16 protein-coding genes and 1 tRNA gene are annotated in these 15,470 nt (G+C 65.9%); 6 read left to right on the plus strand and 11 right to left on the minus strand.

The features are described 5' to 3' along the window. Position 1: 1 nt before the first annotated feature. The 4 genes from ACIBF7_RS06025 to ACIBF7_RS06040 all read right to left on the minus strand — a co-directional run bounded on the left by ACIBF7_RS06025 (position 2) and on the right by ACIBF7_RS06040 (position 3,008). Positions 2–283, minus strand: a complete 282-nt coding sequence (locus tag ACIBF7_RS06025) for a hypothetical protein (RefSeq protein ID WP_148036118.1) — start codon at positions 281–283, stop codon at positions 2–4. A gap of 408 nt (positions 284–691) precedes the next feature. Continuing rightward, complete coding sequence (locus tag ACIBF7_RS06030; protein ID WP_187281569.1) at positions 692–1,012, minus strand: hypothetical protein; 321 nt, start codon at positions 1,010–1,012, stop codon at positions 692–694. Between the two features lie 10 nt (positions 1,013–1,022). Further along, on the minus strand, positions 1,023–1,694 hold the full coding sequence (locus ACIBF7_RS06035) for a response regulator transcription factor (protein ID WP_308249186.1): 672 nt from the start codon (positions 1,692–1,694) through the stop codon (positions 1,023–1,025). 180 nt (positions 1,695–1,874) lie between these two features. After that, a complete protein-coding gene (locus ACIBF7_RS06040; RefSeq protein WP_246641034.1) occupies positions 1,875–3,008 on the minus strand; it encodes a sensor histidine kinase in 1,134 nt (377 codons plus the stop codon). Between the two features lie 131 nt (positions 3,009–3,139). On the opposite strand from ACIBF7_RS06040, the gene ACIBF7_RS06045 reads away from it, so the two are divergent. After that, positions 3,140–3,685 (plus strand): hypothetical protein, encoded by a 546-nt coding sequence (locus ACIBF7_RS06045; RefSeq protein WP_397196546.1) that lies wholly within the window; start codon positions 3,140–3,142, stop codon positions 3,683–3,685. Positions 3,686–3,742: 57 nt separating this feature from the next. Then, positions 3,743–3,815: transfer RNA gene (locus tag ACIBF7_RS06050), tRNA-Arg, on the plus strand. Positions 3,816–3,868: 53 nt separating this feature from the next. On the opposite strand, the gene ACIBF7_RS06055 is transcribed toward ACIBF7_RS06050, so the two are convergent. Continuing rightward, complete coding sequence (locus tag ACIBF7_RS06055) at positions 3,869–5,188, minus strand: tyrosine-type recombinase/integrase (protein WP_397196547.1); 1,320 nt, start codon at positions 5,186–5,188, stop codon at positions 3,869–3,871. A gap of 18 nt (positions 5,189–5,206) precedes the next feature. After that, a complete protein-coding gene (locus tag ACIBF7_RS06060; protein ID WP_397196548.1) occupies positions 5,207–5,422 on the minus strand; it encodes a hypothetical protein in 216 nt (71 codons plus the stop codon). 68 nt (positions 5,423–5,490) lie between these two features. Between ACIBF7_RS06060 and ACIBF7_RS06065 the strand changes: the two genes are divergently transcribed. Then, positions 5,491–5,841, plus strand: coding sequence for a hypothetical protein (locus tag ACIBF7_RS06065; protein WP_397196549.1), 351 nt, complete (start codon positions 5,491–5,493; stop codon positions 5,839–5,841). Positions 5,842–8,055: 2,214 nt separating this feature from the next. Here ACIBF7_RS06065 and ACIBF7_RS06070 read toward each other — a convergent pair. Beyond that, positions 8,056–8,298, minus strand: coding sequence for a hypothetical protein (locus ACIBF7_RS06070; RefSeq protein ID WP_397196550.1), 243 nt, complete (start codon positions 8,296–8,298; stop codon positions 8,056–8,058). Positions 8,299–8,636: 338 nt separating this feature from the next. Between ACIBF7_RS06070 and ACIBF7_RS06075 the strand changes: the two genes are divergently transcribed. Further along, positions 8,637–9,041 carry a GntR family transcriptional regulator gene (locus ACIBF7_RS06075; RefSeq protein WP_378525019.1) on the plus strand — a complete coding sequence of 135 codons (405 nt, stop codon included), beginning with the start codon at positions 8,637–8,639 and terminating at the stop codon, positions 9,039–9,041. 349 nt (positions 9,042–9,390) lie between these two features. On the opposite strand, the gene ACIBF7_RS06080 is transcribed toward ACIBF7_RS06075, so the two are convergent. From ACIBF7_RS06080 to ACIBF7_RS06090, 3 genes are all read right to left on the minus strand, one after another. Next, on the minus strand, positions 9,391–9,765 hold the full coding sequence (locus ACIBF7_RS06080) for a hypothetical protein (protein WP_219551363.1): 375 nt from the start codon (positions 9,763–9,765) through the stop codon (positions 9,391–9,393). A gap of 10 nt (positions 9,766–9,775) precedes the next feature. Then, on the minus strand, positions 9,776–9,991 hold the full coding sequence (locus tag ACIBF7_RS06085; protein ID WP_397196551.1) for a hypothetical protein: 216 nt from the start codon (positions 9,989–9,991) through the stop codon (positions 9,776–9,778). Between the two features lie 293 nt (positions 9,992–10,284). Further along, positions 10,285–10,944 carry a DUF6461 domain-containing protein gene (locus ACIBF7_RS06090; protein ID WP_397196552.1) on the minus strand — a complete coding sequence of 220 codons (660 nt, stop codon included), beginning with the start codon at positions 10,942–10,944 and terminating at the stop codon, positions 10,285–10,287. A gap of 152 nt (positions 10,945–11,096) precedes the next feature. Between ACIBF7_RS06090 and ACIBF7_RS06095 the strand changes: the two genes are divergently transcribed. Continuing rightward, complete coding sequence (locus ACIBF7_RS06095; RefSeq protein ID WP_397196553.1) at positions 11,097–12,032, plus strand: hypothetical protein; 936 nt, start codon at positions 11,097–11,099, stop codon at positions 12,030–12,032. Positions 12,033–12,099: 67 nt separating this feature from the next. Here the strand turns inward: ACIBF7_RS06095 and ACIBF7_RS06100 are convergent, their stop codons facing one another. Beyond that, positions 12,100–14,427, minus strand: coding sequence for an NACHT domain-containing protein (locus tag ACIBF7_RS06100; protein ID WP_397196554.1), 2,328 nt, complete (start codon positions 14,425–14,427; stop codon positions 12,100–12,102). A 284-nt stretch (positions 14,428–14,711) separates the two neighbouring features. On the opposite strand from ACIBF7_RS06100, the gene ACIBF7_RS06105 reads away from it, so the two are divergent. Then, on the plus strand, positions 14,712–15,179 hold the full coding sequence (locus ACIBF7_RS06105) for a hypothetical protein (RefSeq protein WP_397196555.1): 468 nt from the start codon (positions 14,712–14,714) through the stop codon (positions 15,177–15,179). Positions 15,180–15,470: the final 291 nt, after the last annotated feature.

Genomic DNA, 15,470 nt, shown 5'->3' on the forward strand with positions numbered 1-15,470 from the left:
GTCACGCGCCGTACAGTGCAGGGTTCAGCCCCGTGCACAGCCCTGCCGTGCAGATCGACCAGAGCGCCCAGCCGATCATCAGCCCCATCCCGATCCCGCGCGTCCAGGGTCTGCGGATCAGCACCAGGACGAGGCCCGCGACCAGCCCGAGGCCCACCAGCGTCGCGGTGCCGGCGATGAGCATGGGCCGGCTGTGTTCGGGAGTGCTGATGGCGCCGAGGAAGACGAAGAAGCCGAGGATCGCGTTGATGACGCTGTAGACGGTCAAGCCTACGAATGCCATCCCGATGGTGATCCCGACCTTGTCGCCGGTGGACGGCGGGGGAGGGGGCGGCGCCCAACCGCCCATCCCGGGACCGTACGGGGGCCCGGGCGGCGGGCCATGGGGCGGACCGTGCGGCGGGCTTTGCGGTGGGCCGTGCGGTGAGCCCTGCCAGGGAGGACCCTGCGGCGGCTCCTGCGCGTGGCCTTGCGGCGGGCCCTGCCAGGGAGGACCCTCCGGGGGCGGCGCTTGCCACGGCGCTCCCTGCGGCGGTGGCGGCGGAACCTGTCCTGGTAGCCCGTCACGGAAGTTTCGGGTCGGCCCCTCCTGGCCCGGATCGTGCTTGCCGGGATCGTCCGGCGGTGGTGTCGTCATCCCTCTCCCTCTTGGCCGACGAACAGGATGGAACCCGCCGGTTGACGTCCGCTTTCAGGCGTACAACCCCGGATTGAGCCCCGTGCACCAGCCGGCCGACACGATCGACACCAACCCCCAGCCGATCATCAACCCCAGGCCCAGCCCTTTGGACCACGGCCTGCGCAGCGACAGCAACACCACCCCGCCCCCGAGCGCGCCGACGGCCAGGAAACCGGCCGCCAGTGCCAGCACCACGTTCGTGGCCATCGACACGGCGACGACCCCCACGAAGACGTTGACCACGATGTAGGCGAAGAGCCCGACCACCGCGAGCCCCACGACCACGCCGGTGGACCGGGGCTGCTGTGGCTGCTGAGGCGGCGGCATGGACACGACGCCCACATTACGGCCCTATCTCCCCTTCTGAGTAGTAGATGGCCGCCTGCACCCTGCTCTTCAGGCCCAGCTTGTGGAGCACCCGGCTGACGTGCGTCTTCGTCGTCGCCTCGGCCATGGCGAGCTCTTCGGCGATCTCCGCGTTGGACAGCCCCCGCCCGATGCACGCCAGCACCTCCCGCTCCCGAGGCGTCAGCGTCTTCGGATCCACCGGCTCCCGCCGCGCCGGCGCCTGCTCCCCGAACGCCTTGATCAGCCTGCGCGTCACCCCAGGCGAGATCAGCCCGTCACCACCGGCCACCAAGCGCACCGCGTCGACCAGCGCGTCCGCGTCCGTGTTCTTCAACAGGAACCCGGCGGCCCCCGCCCGCAACGCGCCGAACACGTACTCGTCCACGTCGAACGTCGTCAGGATCAGCACATCGGTGATGCCCGCCAGCTCCGCCGTGGCCGAGATGCCGTCCATCCTGGGCATGCGGATGTCCATCAGCACCACGTCGGGCCGCAGCTCCTTGGCCATGGCGACCGCCTCCACGCCGTCGGCCGCCTCCCCGACCACCTCGATGTCCTCGTCGCCATCCAGGATCAGCACGATCCCGGCCCGCACGGCGGCATGATCGTCAGCCACCAGCACCTTGATGCCCACTCGGCCCACCTCGCCTTTCACCAGCTCACCCACCGGCGTATGCCACGCTGCAATCTCCCCACCGGCCCCTTCGACGTATGCCGCCCTGCAACCTCGTCCACCGGTCTCACCGACGTGTGCCGGGCTGCGAGCTCGCCCAGCGATCCCCTTGACGTATGCCGCGTCGCCACCGTCCGTCCAGGCGACAGTGCCCTTCATCCGCCCTGGAGGACTTCACGTCGCCTCCCGGCCCGGCGCCGGAAGCGTCGCCGAGACACGCCAGCCGTCCGCGTGCGGCCCGGCCTCGAACGTCCCGCCCACGAGACCGGCCCGCTCCTTCATCCCCACGAGGCCCGCACCGGCCCCTGGCAGCCGGTCGTCCCGGCTGCTCGCCGCGTTGTCGACGGTGATCGACACCTGGTCCGGCTCGTACACCAGATGAACCCTGGCCGGGGAGTCGCCGTGTTTGAGCGCGTTGGTCAGCGCCTCCTGGAGGATCCGGTAGGCCGCCAGGTCGATGGGGGCGGGCAGATCGCGGGCCGGGCCGTCGACGCTCAGCTCGGTGGCCAGCCCGGACTGGCGTGACCGCTCCACCAGGCCCTCGGCGTCGCGCAGCCGAGGTCTCAGGGCCTCGCCCTCGTCGCCCTCCTGCCGCAGCAGCCCGATCATGGAACGCATCTCGGCCAGGCCCTGAACACTGTTCTCCCGTACGGACTCCATGATCGTCCGCACGGTGGCCGCATCGAGGTCCTTGCGCGACAGCACCGCGGTGGACTGGATGGCGATGGCGCTGAAATGGTTAGCGATCATGTCGTGCAGCTCGCGCGCCATCCGCGTCCGCTCGGACGTGATGGCCGCCTGCCGGTCGAGCTCCGCCAGCCGCGCCACCTGCTCGGCCCTGGCCCGCTCGGCCGCCGCCTGGTCGCGGTGCTGGCGCAGGATGTGGGCGGTGGTCACCGGCGTGACCAAGATCAGCCCCAGCTGGACCACGGTGAGCGCGAGCGCCCGCCAGTCGGCCCAGAGAAACCCCGTCACCGCCCCGGTCCCCACCGCCGCCACCGTCGTGATCACCAGCAGCCAGCGGGAGAACCGGGCCGGCCCGTAGAGCGCGGCCGCGTACAGATTGTCGGTGTAGACGAGCACCGTGCCCAGCGACGGCCCCACGAACAGGTCGAGGACGACTCCCACCGTGCCCAGCCCGAGCGAGCCCAGCGGCGACCGGTAACGCAGCAGCACGGCCAGACACGTGATCGCCAGCGGGATGGCGAGCACCCAATCGGGCACGCCGCGGTCGATGCGGGCCCCGGACTCGATCAGCGCCAGGCCCACGAGAAAGGCCAGGCCCGCACCCAGCGCCACGCGGTTCATGCCCACATCCCACCACGTCGCGCGGCGAATTCGATCCTTCGCGGGACGGCCTGTGGATACACACTTCGATGTATCCACAGCCCGTTCCCCAAGAGGATGTTTTCCCTGTACGAGCCGGAAGACTGGACATCGTGATTGTCGCCGTCATCATCGCCTGCGAGATCGGCTTCTGGATCCTGCTCGGTCTCGGCCTCGCCTGCCGCTACCTGTGGAACCGCCGCACCCTCAGCAACATCCTGCTGATCAGCGTCCCCCTGCTGGACGTGATCCTGCTCGCGGCGGCGGTCATCGACATGCGCGGCGGCGCCCCGGTGGACTTCAAACACGGCCTCGCGGCCGCGTATCTGGCCTATTCGATCGTGTTCGGCCACAGCACCCTCAAGTGGGCCGACGCCAAATTCCACCACCGCTACGCCGGCGGCCCCCCACCGCCCCGTCCGCCCGAGGCCGGCTCAGCCAGAACCCGCTCCGAGTGGATCTTCTGGCTGCGGATCGTCCTCGCGTACGGGATCGCCTGGGCGGTCGTGCTGGTCATGGGCTGGCTCGTGGGGAAGCCGGGGAGCATGGGGGAGCTGTACATGTTCCTCGGCCAGGCGGCCAAGGTCCCGCTGATCGCCCTGATCTGGCCGGTCAGCTACACACTGTGGCCCAAGAAGGAGGAACCGGCGGGGTCATGAAAGCCGTAACTGGTTCGAGGCATCGCTCAGAACCCGCTATGCTTGCTTACGCAGCGAGCGGCCGTAGCTCAATGGATAGAGCATCTGACTACGGATCAGAAGGTTAGGGGTTCGAGTCCTCTCGGCCGCGCACAGCATCAAGGCCCGCTACCAGGGATTCCTGGGAGTGGGCCTTCGTGTTTGTCAGGACAATCTTGGAATCTTGCTAACACCTCTGCTAACAAGCGCCCTCTTCCCCTCGCCGACCGACTCGGCGAAGATGTCGGCTGCCGAGGCTTCGGCGGCGCGGATCACGTGTGCGTACACGCGGAGAGTGATCGAGGGGTCGGCATGACCCAGACGGGCCGCGACGACATGGACGGGGACGCCGACCAGGAGCAGGGTCGTGGCGTGGATGTGCCGGAGGTCGTGAAGGCGAGCGTGCGGTAGCGGCGTGCGCCGGTTCGCCTGGTTGTACCGCTTGATCAGGATCGGGAAGAGCGAGCTGAGCGTGTCGGGGTGCACGGGCTCACCCCATCCCGTCGTGAACACGTAGTCGTCAGCACCCCGCCATTCCGGGCCGAGCTGGAGCTTGTCTGCAGCCTGCTGAGAGCGCTGTGCGCGGAAGACCTGGACGGTCCGCGCATCGAGGCTCATGACGCGCTTACGGCCGCTCTTGGTGGTGCCCTCGACGCGCTCGCCGCTGATGAACGAGGCCGACCCTCGAATGGTCATCTGCTTCCCCTCAAGATCTACGTCGGACCAGCGCAGGTGGAGCAGTTCACCGCGCCGCGCGCCCGTGTAGGCGGCGACGTGGAAGAAGGGCCAGAGCCGATGATCGCGAGCAGCAGGAAGGAACGTCTTGAGCTGCTCTGTAGTCCATACCGTGCCGGGCTCGCTGATCTCCCGTCGAGGACGCTTGGCTTTCTCGACCGGGCTGGAAGACAGGATCTCGTCGACGTGTACGGCGTCGCGGAACGCCTTCCGAAGCACCGCGTGGACGTAGTCGCCCGTGCGGGAGGAGAGTGGCCGCCCGTTCTTGCCGCCGCCGGCCCGCAGGTCCCGGTACAGCTTGGTGATCGCGGAAGCCCGAACGGCCTGCATCCGCAGAGTGCCGATGTTGGGCTTGATGTATCGCTCGATGATATGCCGGTAGTCGGCGAGAGTCTTGGGCTTGATCTCGACGGCGTGCGCCTCGATCCACTCGTCGAGGTACTCCCGGACGTTGATCGTGTTGCGGTCCACGTACTCACCGCGCCGAGCCTTCACCCGTGCTTCGTCACGAGCCGCCTTGGCATCGTCCTCGGTGAGGAAGCCGCCTACCCACTTCGGCTTGCTCTCGCCGGTTTCGGGGTCTCGGACTCTGATCACGTAGGACCAGGTAGTGCCGCGCTTCATGACGCCGTCGCGCAGGTCGCCAAAGACCTGGGCATCAATGCGGGCACGCTGGCCAACTGGGTGCAGATGGACCGGCTGGCCCGCGAGCAGCCACCAAGGCGAGGTCTCAGGAGACCATCGCCGCATAACCGAGTCTCCACGCTTTCAGGGGATGGACAGGGAGGGGAAAGCCCCTGGCAGGTGGTTGGGCAGGAAGCGCGGCCATCGGGCTTTGGAGCGGATGCCGAGCAGAGCTCGAGCGATGGCTAGGGTGAGCAGTTCGGCGGCGAGCTTGGGCGGGCGTCCGATCCCCGGACGCCCCAGCCAGTTATCGATCTTGACGTACAGTGCGGTGCAAAGGGTGTTGATGTCTGTCGTCACAAATCATCTACGCCTTTCCCACAGTCCGCATCAAAGCGACTTAGGACTTACTCGTTTTGGGGGCAACCATGGGCTTCTTCGGCAAGTTGCTGAGCAGCATCGGCGGCGGCTCGGGGCGGTCGTGTCCCAACTGTCGGGAAGACTTGTGGGCCGACTCAGGAGAGCTTTCAGGCCGGTACGAATGCCGCAACGACAGTTGCACTGGGTGGCGGGTCTACTTCCATGAAGGCGGCATGCTCGTTGACCCGCCGAACCGTGGCAAGAGCGGCGGAGGACGCACCTGTCAGTGGTGTCAGTCGGCGCTCTCGGGTGGAACGAGCTACCTTCCCTACGAAGATGGCAGCAACTCGCACGCCTTCATCGTCTGCCCGTCCTGCAAGCAGGAGAACATCCAGTACGGCTTCGGCGAGGACGACTAGCTAGGGCGATCGACCCAGGCTGTGCGGGATACGTGCGGGATGATCTTCTATCGCTGGGCGGCAGTTGGGAGCGTAGGCCCAGGTGAGCGGCTATACAGCGGTGTGATTCGCAGTTTTCTTGAATACCGCTACGCCGCGAACGGTCTCGCCCGGGGCCCCTTCCAGCCGGTCCCTGCGTTGGCGGATGCGAGGCGCCAGGCTGTCCGGCCTCCTTCGGTCTGGGCATGCTGGCGTCGATCCCGATCGTTTTGCCACCCTGACAGCATCCCGACTCAGCCCACGTAAAACGCGATCTTACTAACGGAAGTGCTAACACCTTCCGTGGACGCCCGTGGACAGCAATAGAAGACGACCAACCTAACAAGGCCACCCAGCTGGACTGATTGCAGCCGGGGGACTCCAATGGATGACCTTCGGCCTACTACGGATCAGGAGGTTAGGGGTTCGAGTCCTCTCGGCCGCGCACCTGGTAGAAGGCCCTTCGGGATGATCCCGGGGGGCCTTTTTCGTGGCTGTACAGCAGTGTCGGCTGGCAGGTCCTCGCCGGCCTGACCGCCTCGATGGTCGACGGTCCTGGTAATTCCGGGATCTTCGTAGATGGCATCGTCCCTTCCGGGGGTCGAGAAACGCTTCGTATGGGGAGTCCGTCGACCGTTCCGGTGGTGTCGTGCTGGTCGTCGACTCGCACAATACGGTGGACGACTGGGCGGCCAAGGGTCCTGGCTCCCACGTGACAGGGCTCGCCATGGCCTTCAAGCTGATCGAGTCGGCGTAGAAGCGCTGGCGCGCGGTCAACGCGCCTCATCTCCTCGCCCTGGTCCGCGCCAGGGGACATTTGTCATGGGCAAGCTCGTCGAGCGGCCCGAGGAATCACCGGCTATGGAGGACCCATCGATAGCCGTCTAAAAGATCTTGATCCACAGGTCTTGGCGATTCCTCTGTCGCCTCATGCCTCAGATTGAACGAGACGGGACAGCTGGTGCAGAGCGGTCAGTCGCCGCCGTCGCCACCATCCCCACCGAAGCCTCCCCCACCCCGGCCCCCGCCGTAGCCGGCGCCGCCGTCGGAATAGCCGGACTGGCGATACTTCCTCAAAAGGCTCTCAATTTCCCGTTCGCGCTTCCGCTGGACCCGCCTCGCGTACCTGTCGGCGCTACGGGTGCTGCCGACCGAGCGACTGCCGGAGCTGCTGCCGGAGCCACTGCCCGAGTTGTCCAAAGCCCAGATGACCAATCCGATGACCAGGAGTAGCGCTAGTACTTCCACGGTCCTCCTCCAGCCCCCAAGTCGCCGGCTTTCACTGAGTTGGTATTCGCATCATTACACAGGCGCGCCTAGAGAGTTGTGAATGTGGGGTTACGTTATGTACGAAGCTCGGGAGGTAAGGGGACGGACGTGCCATGGCTCGATTCTCTCAAGGAATCGAGCTTTCATCAGACCCGGAGTGGTTCATCAAGCCACCCATCGATTGACTGTCAATGACTGTGTGCAGGTGGAGCCAGAGGTCCTCCCTGACCTGTTGATACAGTCCTGGACAACCACGGACTACTACGGAGTTTGCGAGGCCGAACACCCCCTCTGAACAGGGCAACCTTGTCATCAGTGGAAGCCTCCGGACACCCCGAATCCTGCTACGGATCAGAAGGTTAGGGGTTCGAGTCCTCTCGGCCGCGCACATACGAAAGGCCCTTCGGGATGATCCCGGGGGGCCTTTTTCGTGGCCGTACAGCAGCGTTATGCAGCAACGCCACTGTGCGGTCAGTTTCACGACACCAGCAGCCCTTGACCAAGGGCGGCAGGGCGCCGTCCCGGACGGCTACCAGACTCAGACGACGCGCACTCTCGATGGCTGCCCGGCATCCAGTCGGTCTGCCCGGACAATGTCATCGTGACTTCTGGGACGGCTGTCGGGACCGTCGACGAGTGGTGGTGTCCGGTTACCGGGCCTGACCGGTCAGGAGCCGTGTCCACAGGTCTTGAGCGGCAGTCGCCAACAGCCAGGGACTTTCGGCGGCGACGGTGGGGTTCCCCTTGGTGTAGCGCCTGACGAACCAGAGCCCGCCTGCTGTGCACAGCTCGAAGTACGGCGACGTGCAGGAGCAGGTGTGCGCGCGGATTCGTATTCGGTTCGCGCGGGGATGACTCGGCTCCCAGTCGATCGCTTCCGCTTCGGGCAGTGGCGGGGCCGCATGCTGGTTGCCGCACGGCTCTGGATCAGGCGTTGGCGTGGCCACAGCTCCGCCCCCTCAGGCGTTGCTCGTGCAGCAGCGCCACGAAGGTGTCCGCGTCATCGGCGCTCACGGTCTGCTGGAGGCCCGCGCCGAGTTCGGCGTCGTTGAGTTGGACGCCACGTCGCGTCGCGTAGAACGCGCCGGTGTCGCTGCGGAAGAAGGCCCAGCCGGGAAACGAAGCGCGGAGGGCGCTGAGGTCGTAGCCCGTTGTTTGCTGCATGTTCACAGTTGCGTCCACCTATCCGCCGAGGGTGGCCATGGGCGCGGCTGCCCACTCAGGTTCAAGACCCTTCGCGCGCCTGCTGATCGACTGCCGCATGACCTCGGCCACGATGGGTTCGACCCGCGCTTGCTTGGTTGGCTGGGGCCCTGCGCCGGCTGCTGATGGGGCGCCGGTTCGGCGGCGCACCTTGGAAGCATTGGGAAGGCCCATGGGCACAGAGTAGATCTCTACTTGTGAGTAGGCCATAGGTATCGCAGGACTTACCCTAAGGGTGACGCAGGAACCGTTATAGGTGATGAGCGCAATCAGCCCGCACCAGGGCATATCCCTACTGTAGAAGTGTGATCGATCCTGATGGCGCACAGCCGGTGTACGTGCAGGTGGCCGCTGATCTACGCAGGCGTATCGAGGCGGGCGAGTACCCGCCGCGCCGTCGTCTCCCGTCCGTGGTCGCCCTGGAACATGAGTACGGCGTCGCACGGAACACCGTATTGAAGGCGATCGGGCTCCTGCGTAACTCGGGCATCGTCTATACGGTCCGCAACTGGGGAACGGTCGTGCGCGGTACCGGCGCCGTCGTCGTCATGGAACCGGGGAGCCGGGGGATCTACCGCGAGGCCACCGACCGGGAGCGGGAACAGTTGGACCTCGCCGAGGGCACCGCCGTTTTCGTGGTGGAGCGCGCCGATGGCGAGATGGAGGTTCTGCCCGCCGCCGAGGTGGAGGTCCGCGGGCCGGAGTCCTGACACCACGACGCCTCGTCATTCGGCGGCAGGTGGCGAGGCGTCAGTTCCGCTACACGACCTGGTGACACTGTTCAGTACGAATAGGACACCGCTGGACAGTCATAGGCAGCAGGCAACTGGTTCCGGCATCTGCGGGCGGCGGACACGGCCAGGGCAACAGACACAGCTACGGACAGCCTGTCAGGTCTCAGGACCTGTGTGACACTCCGGCTAGATGATCTTTCGTTCTCTTGGTGCCTATTGAACCGGGCATCCGTGGCGGTGTCCCGGTGACGGGGGCGGAAGTTCTTCGATGGTCAGGTCGGAGAAGACCAGGGTGAGGTCGTGCACGTTGGTCTCGATCCGGACTTCATGGAAATCGATGCCGATGGCTGCGGGCCCAGCTGCGGGCGGTGGGTGAGTCGGTGATGAGCGTGGCGCCGGGATAAAGCGCCTGCCAGTTGACACCCCAGACGTATCCGTCGAGCTCGACGCCGGTTTCGTAGGTGGTGAGCCGGTCATCGAGCGAGACCCGCCAGGTGTGGGCCGGCAGCGCGGTGGTGCAGGTGGCCTGCACGCAGTACCGGAACAGGTAACGCCGCGTCGCCGGTGTGGTCCCGGTCCGGGGATCGGGCATCGGCAGGATCACGAGCTGGTAGTCGCGCAGGTGATCCACGAAGCCGTGCCGCAGCAGGGCCTGGTCGAAGAGGTCCTCTAACGCCTGCTGCAGCTTGATCACGTCCATGGACGCAGTTCTACCCGCTCGAGGTGACCTTCCGTTGGTGTTGGGGCTTGCGGGCTTTGAACCGGGCGATCGGCTTGGTGGTGGTGCGGGCAACCTCGGCGATGACCTGGTCGGCACGCGTGGTGATGCGGAAGGTGCCGTCGGTGTCCTCGATGGTCACGATCGTTTCGGCGTGGCCGATGCCCACACGAATGCGCTGGCCCACGGCCGAAAGCTGGCTGCGCACGCGCCGCTGCACGCGGACGGGTTCGACGGCCGGGCGTCGCGCAGGCGGGCCTTTTCGTTGCTGGTGAGGGGGTTGGGCAGGGTGCGCAGCAGCGTGTGCCCATCGCTCAGAAGCAGCACGGCGCCGTCGATGCGGACGGTCAACCGGCGCCCGGCGAACTGGTAGCCGACCGAGTACGGCTAGACCCCGCCCCTGACCGCCTCCCACACCTTCGTGGGAGGCAACCCCCTGGCACCGCCAGGGCGGTCAGGTGGTACTCCGAGCAGAGAGTGCTGCAGGATGGCACGAAACGATCATTGTTCAAAAATAGGCCCCACGAGCATCGGGCGGTCGAGCATGTCCGGCCCGAACGGCACCCCCGTGACCTTCGCCGCCAGGGCGAAGCCCCTTGGCACAGCGGTGTCGTAGTTGTCCTCCCAAGCGGCGTCCCACGCGGCCTCGTCCTCCGGCTTGTCCAGCCCCATGCCCAGCTCCCGCATAAAGCCGTTGAGCCGGTCAGGGTCGGAGCCGTAGCGCTCGTGCGGGTGTCGTAGTCGGTAACCGGTGACAACCGTGCCGTCGATCGCGTACTCGAAACTGTGCTCGGCGGCGTAGTCGTGCCGGGTGACCGCCAGCACCTCACAACCCCGCGACAGCTCGGTCACCACCTCGTGGAGCGTGACCATCCAACCGTGGGGCTCGATGGCCACGCACCACTCGCCGGCCTTGAGGACGCCCACGTAGCCGCCGCCATACCCACCGTCTGTCTTGTCGACGAACTCGTAGGCCTTGTCGCTGAGCTCGCCGAAGTCCGACTCCTGGCCGGAGCTCTCACCGCGGCTGAAGCGGCGCACCACCTCCGCCGGATCGAGCCCGCGGAAGAAGGCCACGCTGAAGATCACGCCCAGTGCGCCGCCCGAGCTCTCGGACACGTTGAGCCACTGGAACTGGGCCAAGGGGTCGGATGTCGTCATGCGGGACATGGTGGCAGGCCGTACCGACAATCAGCTTCGAGATCGGCGGCCAGTCACGATCCAGCCAAGCCATCAATAATGTGTCCCCCATGCGAGGCCGAAGCGGGAGAAGCCGGAAGGCGGGCGTTGCGAGGCTGCGGCACCATGCGGACTTGGTCGCACCATTCAAGGGTGCGGAGCTGGTGAGTGCGGCGGCGGGTCCCGAGGGAGAACTTGTCGTCGTGTGGGCGTCGCGGGAGAACGCCGAAGCGCTGACCGCTCGGACTGTCGAACCAAGTGGGGCGTCTTTCCCCGATTCACGTACGGCCGCGCCCGTCTCGGTGCATGTCGCCACATACGGTTCTCACCTGGTGACGATGGTGCCCATCGCCGGGCAGTCACTCGCGTACCTCATTGCCCAGCCGCTGCCGGACGGGGGCGTGCTCTTGGTGGGTGCGCGGTGCCGCTGGCGTAACGGGGCTGCCGAGTGCAACGCCGCCGTCTACGATGCCGACGGGCAGCGCCGGCGAGAGGGTGTGCTGGGAGACGGAATTGAAGACGTGCAGACGACGCCTTCCGGTGAGATATGGGTGAGCTACTTCGACGAAGGGGTGTGCGGCAGCCGCGGATGGGGAGAGGCGGACAGCCCTGCACCTATCGGCTCCGCTGGACTGATTCGCTTTCGGTCTGACCTGGACATCGCGTGGCGTTTTCCGTACGACCGAGAGTTCGGTGGGATCTTCGACTGCTACGCGTTGAATGTGGCGGGGGAGGATGCCTGGGCCTACTACTACACCAATTTCCCCATCGTGCGAATCCGAGCTGCGGCGATCGCCGGCTGGTTCACGGAGGTGCGCGGCGCTCAGGCGCTTGTAGTCGCCGATGATCGAGTCGTTTTCGTCGGCGGCTATGGCGGGAACCGGTGCCGGCTGGTCGCTGGGAGCATTCGAGGAGAAGCCTTTTCGGTGGATCGTCCCGCATGGCTGGTGATGCCCAACGGGCGACCGGTGCCCAGGACGGCGACTGTGCTGGGTAGAGGCAGTGAGCTTCATGTTGTCGTGGGGCAGAGCTGGCTGAAGCTGGGTTTCGAAGATCTCGTTATTCGGTGACCGACCGATCGCCAGTGAGCGTCCGTGATTCATATCGCACTGCTCGACAACCCATGCGTTTCGCACGTCAGACCTGTTCCGGCGCTTCCTGCTCAGCCACGTGGTCGTTTGCCGTACGTGGAGCCGCCGGCTCTTCCGGGACGCCGCGGCCTTCGGTGCGGTGCTGGTCGACAAGATGGTCGCGGAGCCTGACGTGGCGGAACTGGTACACGGCGCCGGACTGCCGCAGTACGCCTCGGTCGTAAGCGTCATCGAGGAAGAGCTTCGGCCGCCATGGCAGCCGGCCGCAGAGCGGGAGCCACAAGCGTGCGAAGAGCAGCCAGCCTCCCCACGCCGAGAGGACGAGCCGGGTCAGCGCGGCGAAGGATCCGTACAGCAGGCCGTAGAGGAGGCCCTGCCTCAGGAACGCTGCACTCGGGAAGTCGCCGTACTGATTGCCCACCAGGACGAAGTTCATCAGCAAGACCGCGAATCCGACCATGCCGACGCGAAAAAGCGTCACCCCACGGTCCATGGACAGTAAGTCCCAGGGACTCACCGCGGAATTCCGGTCGTTCGGCCCGCTGAACACGTACACGACCGCGTTCACGAACGCGTACGAGATTCCGACCAGGAAGCCGAGGATGAGACCGGCCGCCACGTAGATGGCTGTGCCTGTGATGTGAAGCCACGGCGCGAAGGCCCACACGAAATTTCTGGCGGAAGAGTTCGAGGGGTCGTCGTCCGCGACGCCCCAGATAAGCCAGGAGGCGAGCGAGAACAGGAGAGCGGCCGAGAGCCCGATGACGAGTTCGACGCCGATCCCGCGCAGAACCCGCGACCGTGCGGGAAGGGGGTGCCGGGAAGGACCCAGGCGCAACCGTTCGGGGTTCCGGCCAGTGCCTCCGCGCCTGGTCCTGGTCTCGTTCAGGAGTCCGGCGGCGAGGCCCGCGACGAGGCCGGTTCCCATTTCCAGCAGTCCTTCACGGAACTGGGCCCCTCCGACCGGCGCCCCAGACAGTTGATTGGCGACGACGTAGCTCAGAACGCCCACGATCCCGCCCACCAGCATGGCCACGAGGCCGGTGACGAGGACGCGAGTCCGGCGGCGGAGGGTGGCGTCGAGTCGCCACCAGGTGAGGTCCTGTGTGTTGAGCCGAGCGAGGTGGTCGGCGAGGTGGCCGAGCCAGTGCCGGGCCTGGTGGTCGGTCCAGGTCGCCTTTCCGGCGCCGGACCGGACGGTGCGGCGTGGGTCGTAGAGGGCGGTGAGGTAAGCGCTGAAGAGGTGTTCTTCGAGCGCGTCCTGGGTGGGAAACCGGCCGCCGTCGAGTAGGTCCGTGGGGTTTTGGTGTGGTGTTTCGTTGTAGATGGTACGGGTGAGCATGACCAGAAGCGGTGTGCTCAGGGCCGCGGCGAGATTCCGGCTGACGACGTCGTCGGGACGGGTGCGTACGTGCGAGAAGACCGACTCCCATTGGGCGGTGCGGGTCTTGCCGCTGACGGCCTGCAGGTAGCGCTGGACATCGTCGAGGGCGAGGTCTTCGAGTTCGATGGCGGCAGCTCTGCTGAGCGCTCTGGTGGCACTGACCGCGGCCGCGTATTCGTCAGGCCGGGTGGTGAGGATCAGCGGCCCGTCGAAACGGCTGAGTTCGCTGATGGCCGCACCGTGGTGATGCTGCTGGATCTCGTCGAAGCCGTCCAGCACCGGCAGGATCCGTCCGCTTTCCAGCAGCACTCTGGCCAACGGGGTCCCGGTGGAGTCGACACCTTCCAGAAAGGCGTAGTCGCCGATGAGCCGGTCGGCCAGCCAGTCGTGCAGGCCGGTGCGGCTCGGGTCCCAGCTGCCGAGGCTGAACAACACCGGTACGCGGAGCGAATCGCCAGGGTGGTTGAAACACTCCAGGATCAGCCGGTGGGCGAGTACGGTCTTCCCCGCCCCGGCCCGGCCGATGATGACCAGGCGGCCGGTGGGGACACTCTGGTAGAGGCTGTGAACGCCGGGGAGATCGCCAGTCAGCGGCAGAGGTCTGTCACCGCCGTCGGCCGTGAAGGCTTGGATATTCTCCCAGTGGTCGACCACGTCATCAGAGGCGGTGCGCCATCGCACCCGCAGCGCCCATGGATCGCCGATGCGCCAGTTGCGTTCCTCTTGTTGGCTGATTTCCTGCACGCGCAGGGCCAGAACACGGGCCGTGGACTCGACCCGTATATCCGTGTCGGTCGCGTCCGGACGTGTCTGGGACTGCGACTGCGACTGCGACTGCGACGATCGAACCTGGAGGTACAAGGCCGTCGCTGCGAAGATCGCGGAAGCGATTCCCGCGACATGGTTGCCCGCATCCATTCCGTTGTTGAAGACGGTCAGGCCCACCCATAGCAGAAGTGTGACGATTGCGGCAATGAGGAGCAGGAGCACCCAACGACCTGCAGGCCTGCGCCGATAACCCACGGCAACCCACCCATCCGATTAACCCGTATTTCGCCGGCGAAGCTGATTGCATAGCCGTCTCCCCAATACGGGGTGGCCTGGCTGGATTCATTTTACGCTGGGAACCTTCCTCGCGCGTGTCCAGGCACAATCCTGGTCGTTGACCGAACGTCGCTTGATGAGGATCGGGAAGAGCGACGGATGGCCCCGGTGGTCTGACCCGTGGGACAGTCGCACTCGTCCAAGAACGTGTCGGTGAGCGGAGATAGTGAGTGTCGGACGGTCTCGCGCAGTCCGTGTTGTCCTTCGTGGACGAGGAGTTGATCCTCAACCGAGGGAATGTGAATGCGGCGGCGCGCAGCAATCTGGTGGCGTTCGCCGTCGACGCGGAGGGTTTCGACGTGCGGCCCGTTGAGCGGGCTCTTGTCGCGGTTGGTGAGCGGCTCGGCGCACGGTTCGTCAATGCTGTCGGGCCGGTGACGGTTTATGCCTGGTATGACGAGCAGGCTGGTCGGTTGCGGTGTTCGGTGGCTTCGGTCGAGCCGGATGACCTGCCGTTCGGAGGGCGGTTCCGCTGCGTGGACGATCCCGCTCCTGTGCTTGCCCTGATGGCTGCTGATGTACATCCGGGTGTGGTGCCGTGGGCTGATCTGCGGGAAGTCTCCGCTGAGGAGGTGGCCGGCCCGGATGAGCAGGTCGAGTACTCGTTCCCTGTGTTCGCCGTGAAGCTCACGAGGTAAGAGCTCCTCCTGAAAAGCAAACCCGCAGCCGATCGGGCCTGTCGTGAGGGCTAAGGCAAGTCGTACAACTTGAAATCACGTGCAAGACCCATCGCATCCGACGCTTGAATTTTTGCGGAATTGTTTTCTCCAGTATCGCGCAGGCAGGTCGTAGATAGGTTTGCGCGAGCTCGCCTCTACTAGAAAAAAGGATACGCCGACAACCGATTCCCGGTGCCTCGTGCGCGTTCTTGGTATATGGCACTATCAGTGTCGTGAGGGGCGACACTCCGCAGGAGGAAATTCGCAGAC

It is taken from the genome of Nonomuraea sp. NPDC050478, from assembly GCF_044458265.1.
Classification (GTDB): domain Bacteria; phylum Actinomycetota; class Actinomycetes; order Streptosporangiales; family Streptosporangiaceae; genus Nonomuraea; species Nonomuraea ferruginea.

What these genes read in the sequence shown, in the direction of transcription:
- ACIBF7_RS06090 (WP_397196552.1), bottom strand. Translation starts at nt 10,944, where the DNA reads ATGACGACATCCGACCCCTTGGCCCAGTTCCAGTGGCTCAACGTGTCC.
- ACIBF7_RS06065 (WP_397196549.1), top strand. Translation starts at nt 5,491, where the DNA reads ATGGGCTTCTTCGGCAAGTTGCTGAGCAGCATCGGCGGCGGCTCGGGG.
- ACIBF7_RS06055 (WP_397196547.1), bottom strand. Translation starts at nt 5,188, where the DNA reads ATGCGGCGATGGTCTCCTGAGACCTCGCCTTGGTGGCTGCTCGCGGGC.
- ACIBF7_RS06040 (WP_246641034.1), bottom strand. Translation starts at nt 3,008, where the DNA reads ATGAACCGCGTGGCGCTGGGTGCGGGCCTGGCCTTTCTCGTGGGCCTG.
- ACIBF7_RS06080 (WP_219551363.1), bottom strand. Translation starts at nt 9,765, where the DNA reads ATGGACGTGATCAAGCTGCAGCAGGCGTTAGAGGACCTCTTCGACCAG.
- ACIBF7_RS06025 (WP_148036118.1), bottom strand. Translation starts at nt 283, where the DNA reads ATGGCATTCGTAGGCTTGACCGTCTACAGCGTCATCAACGCGATCCTC.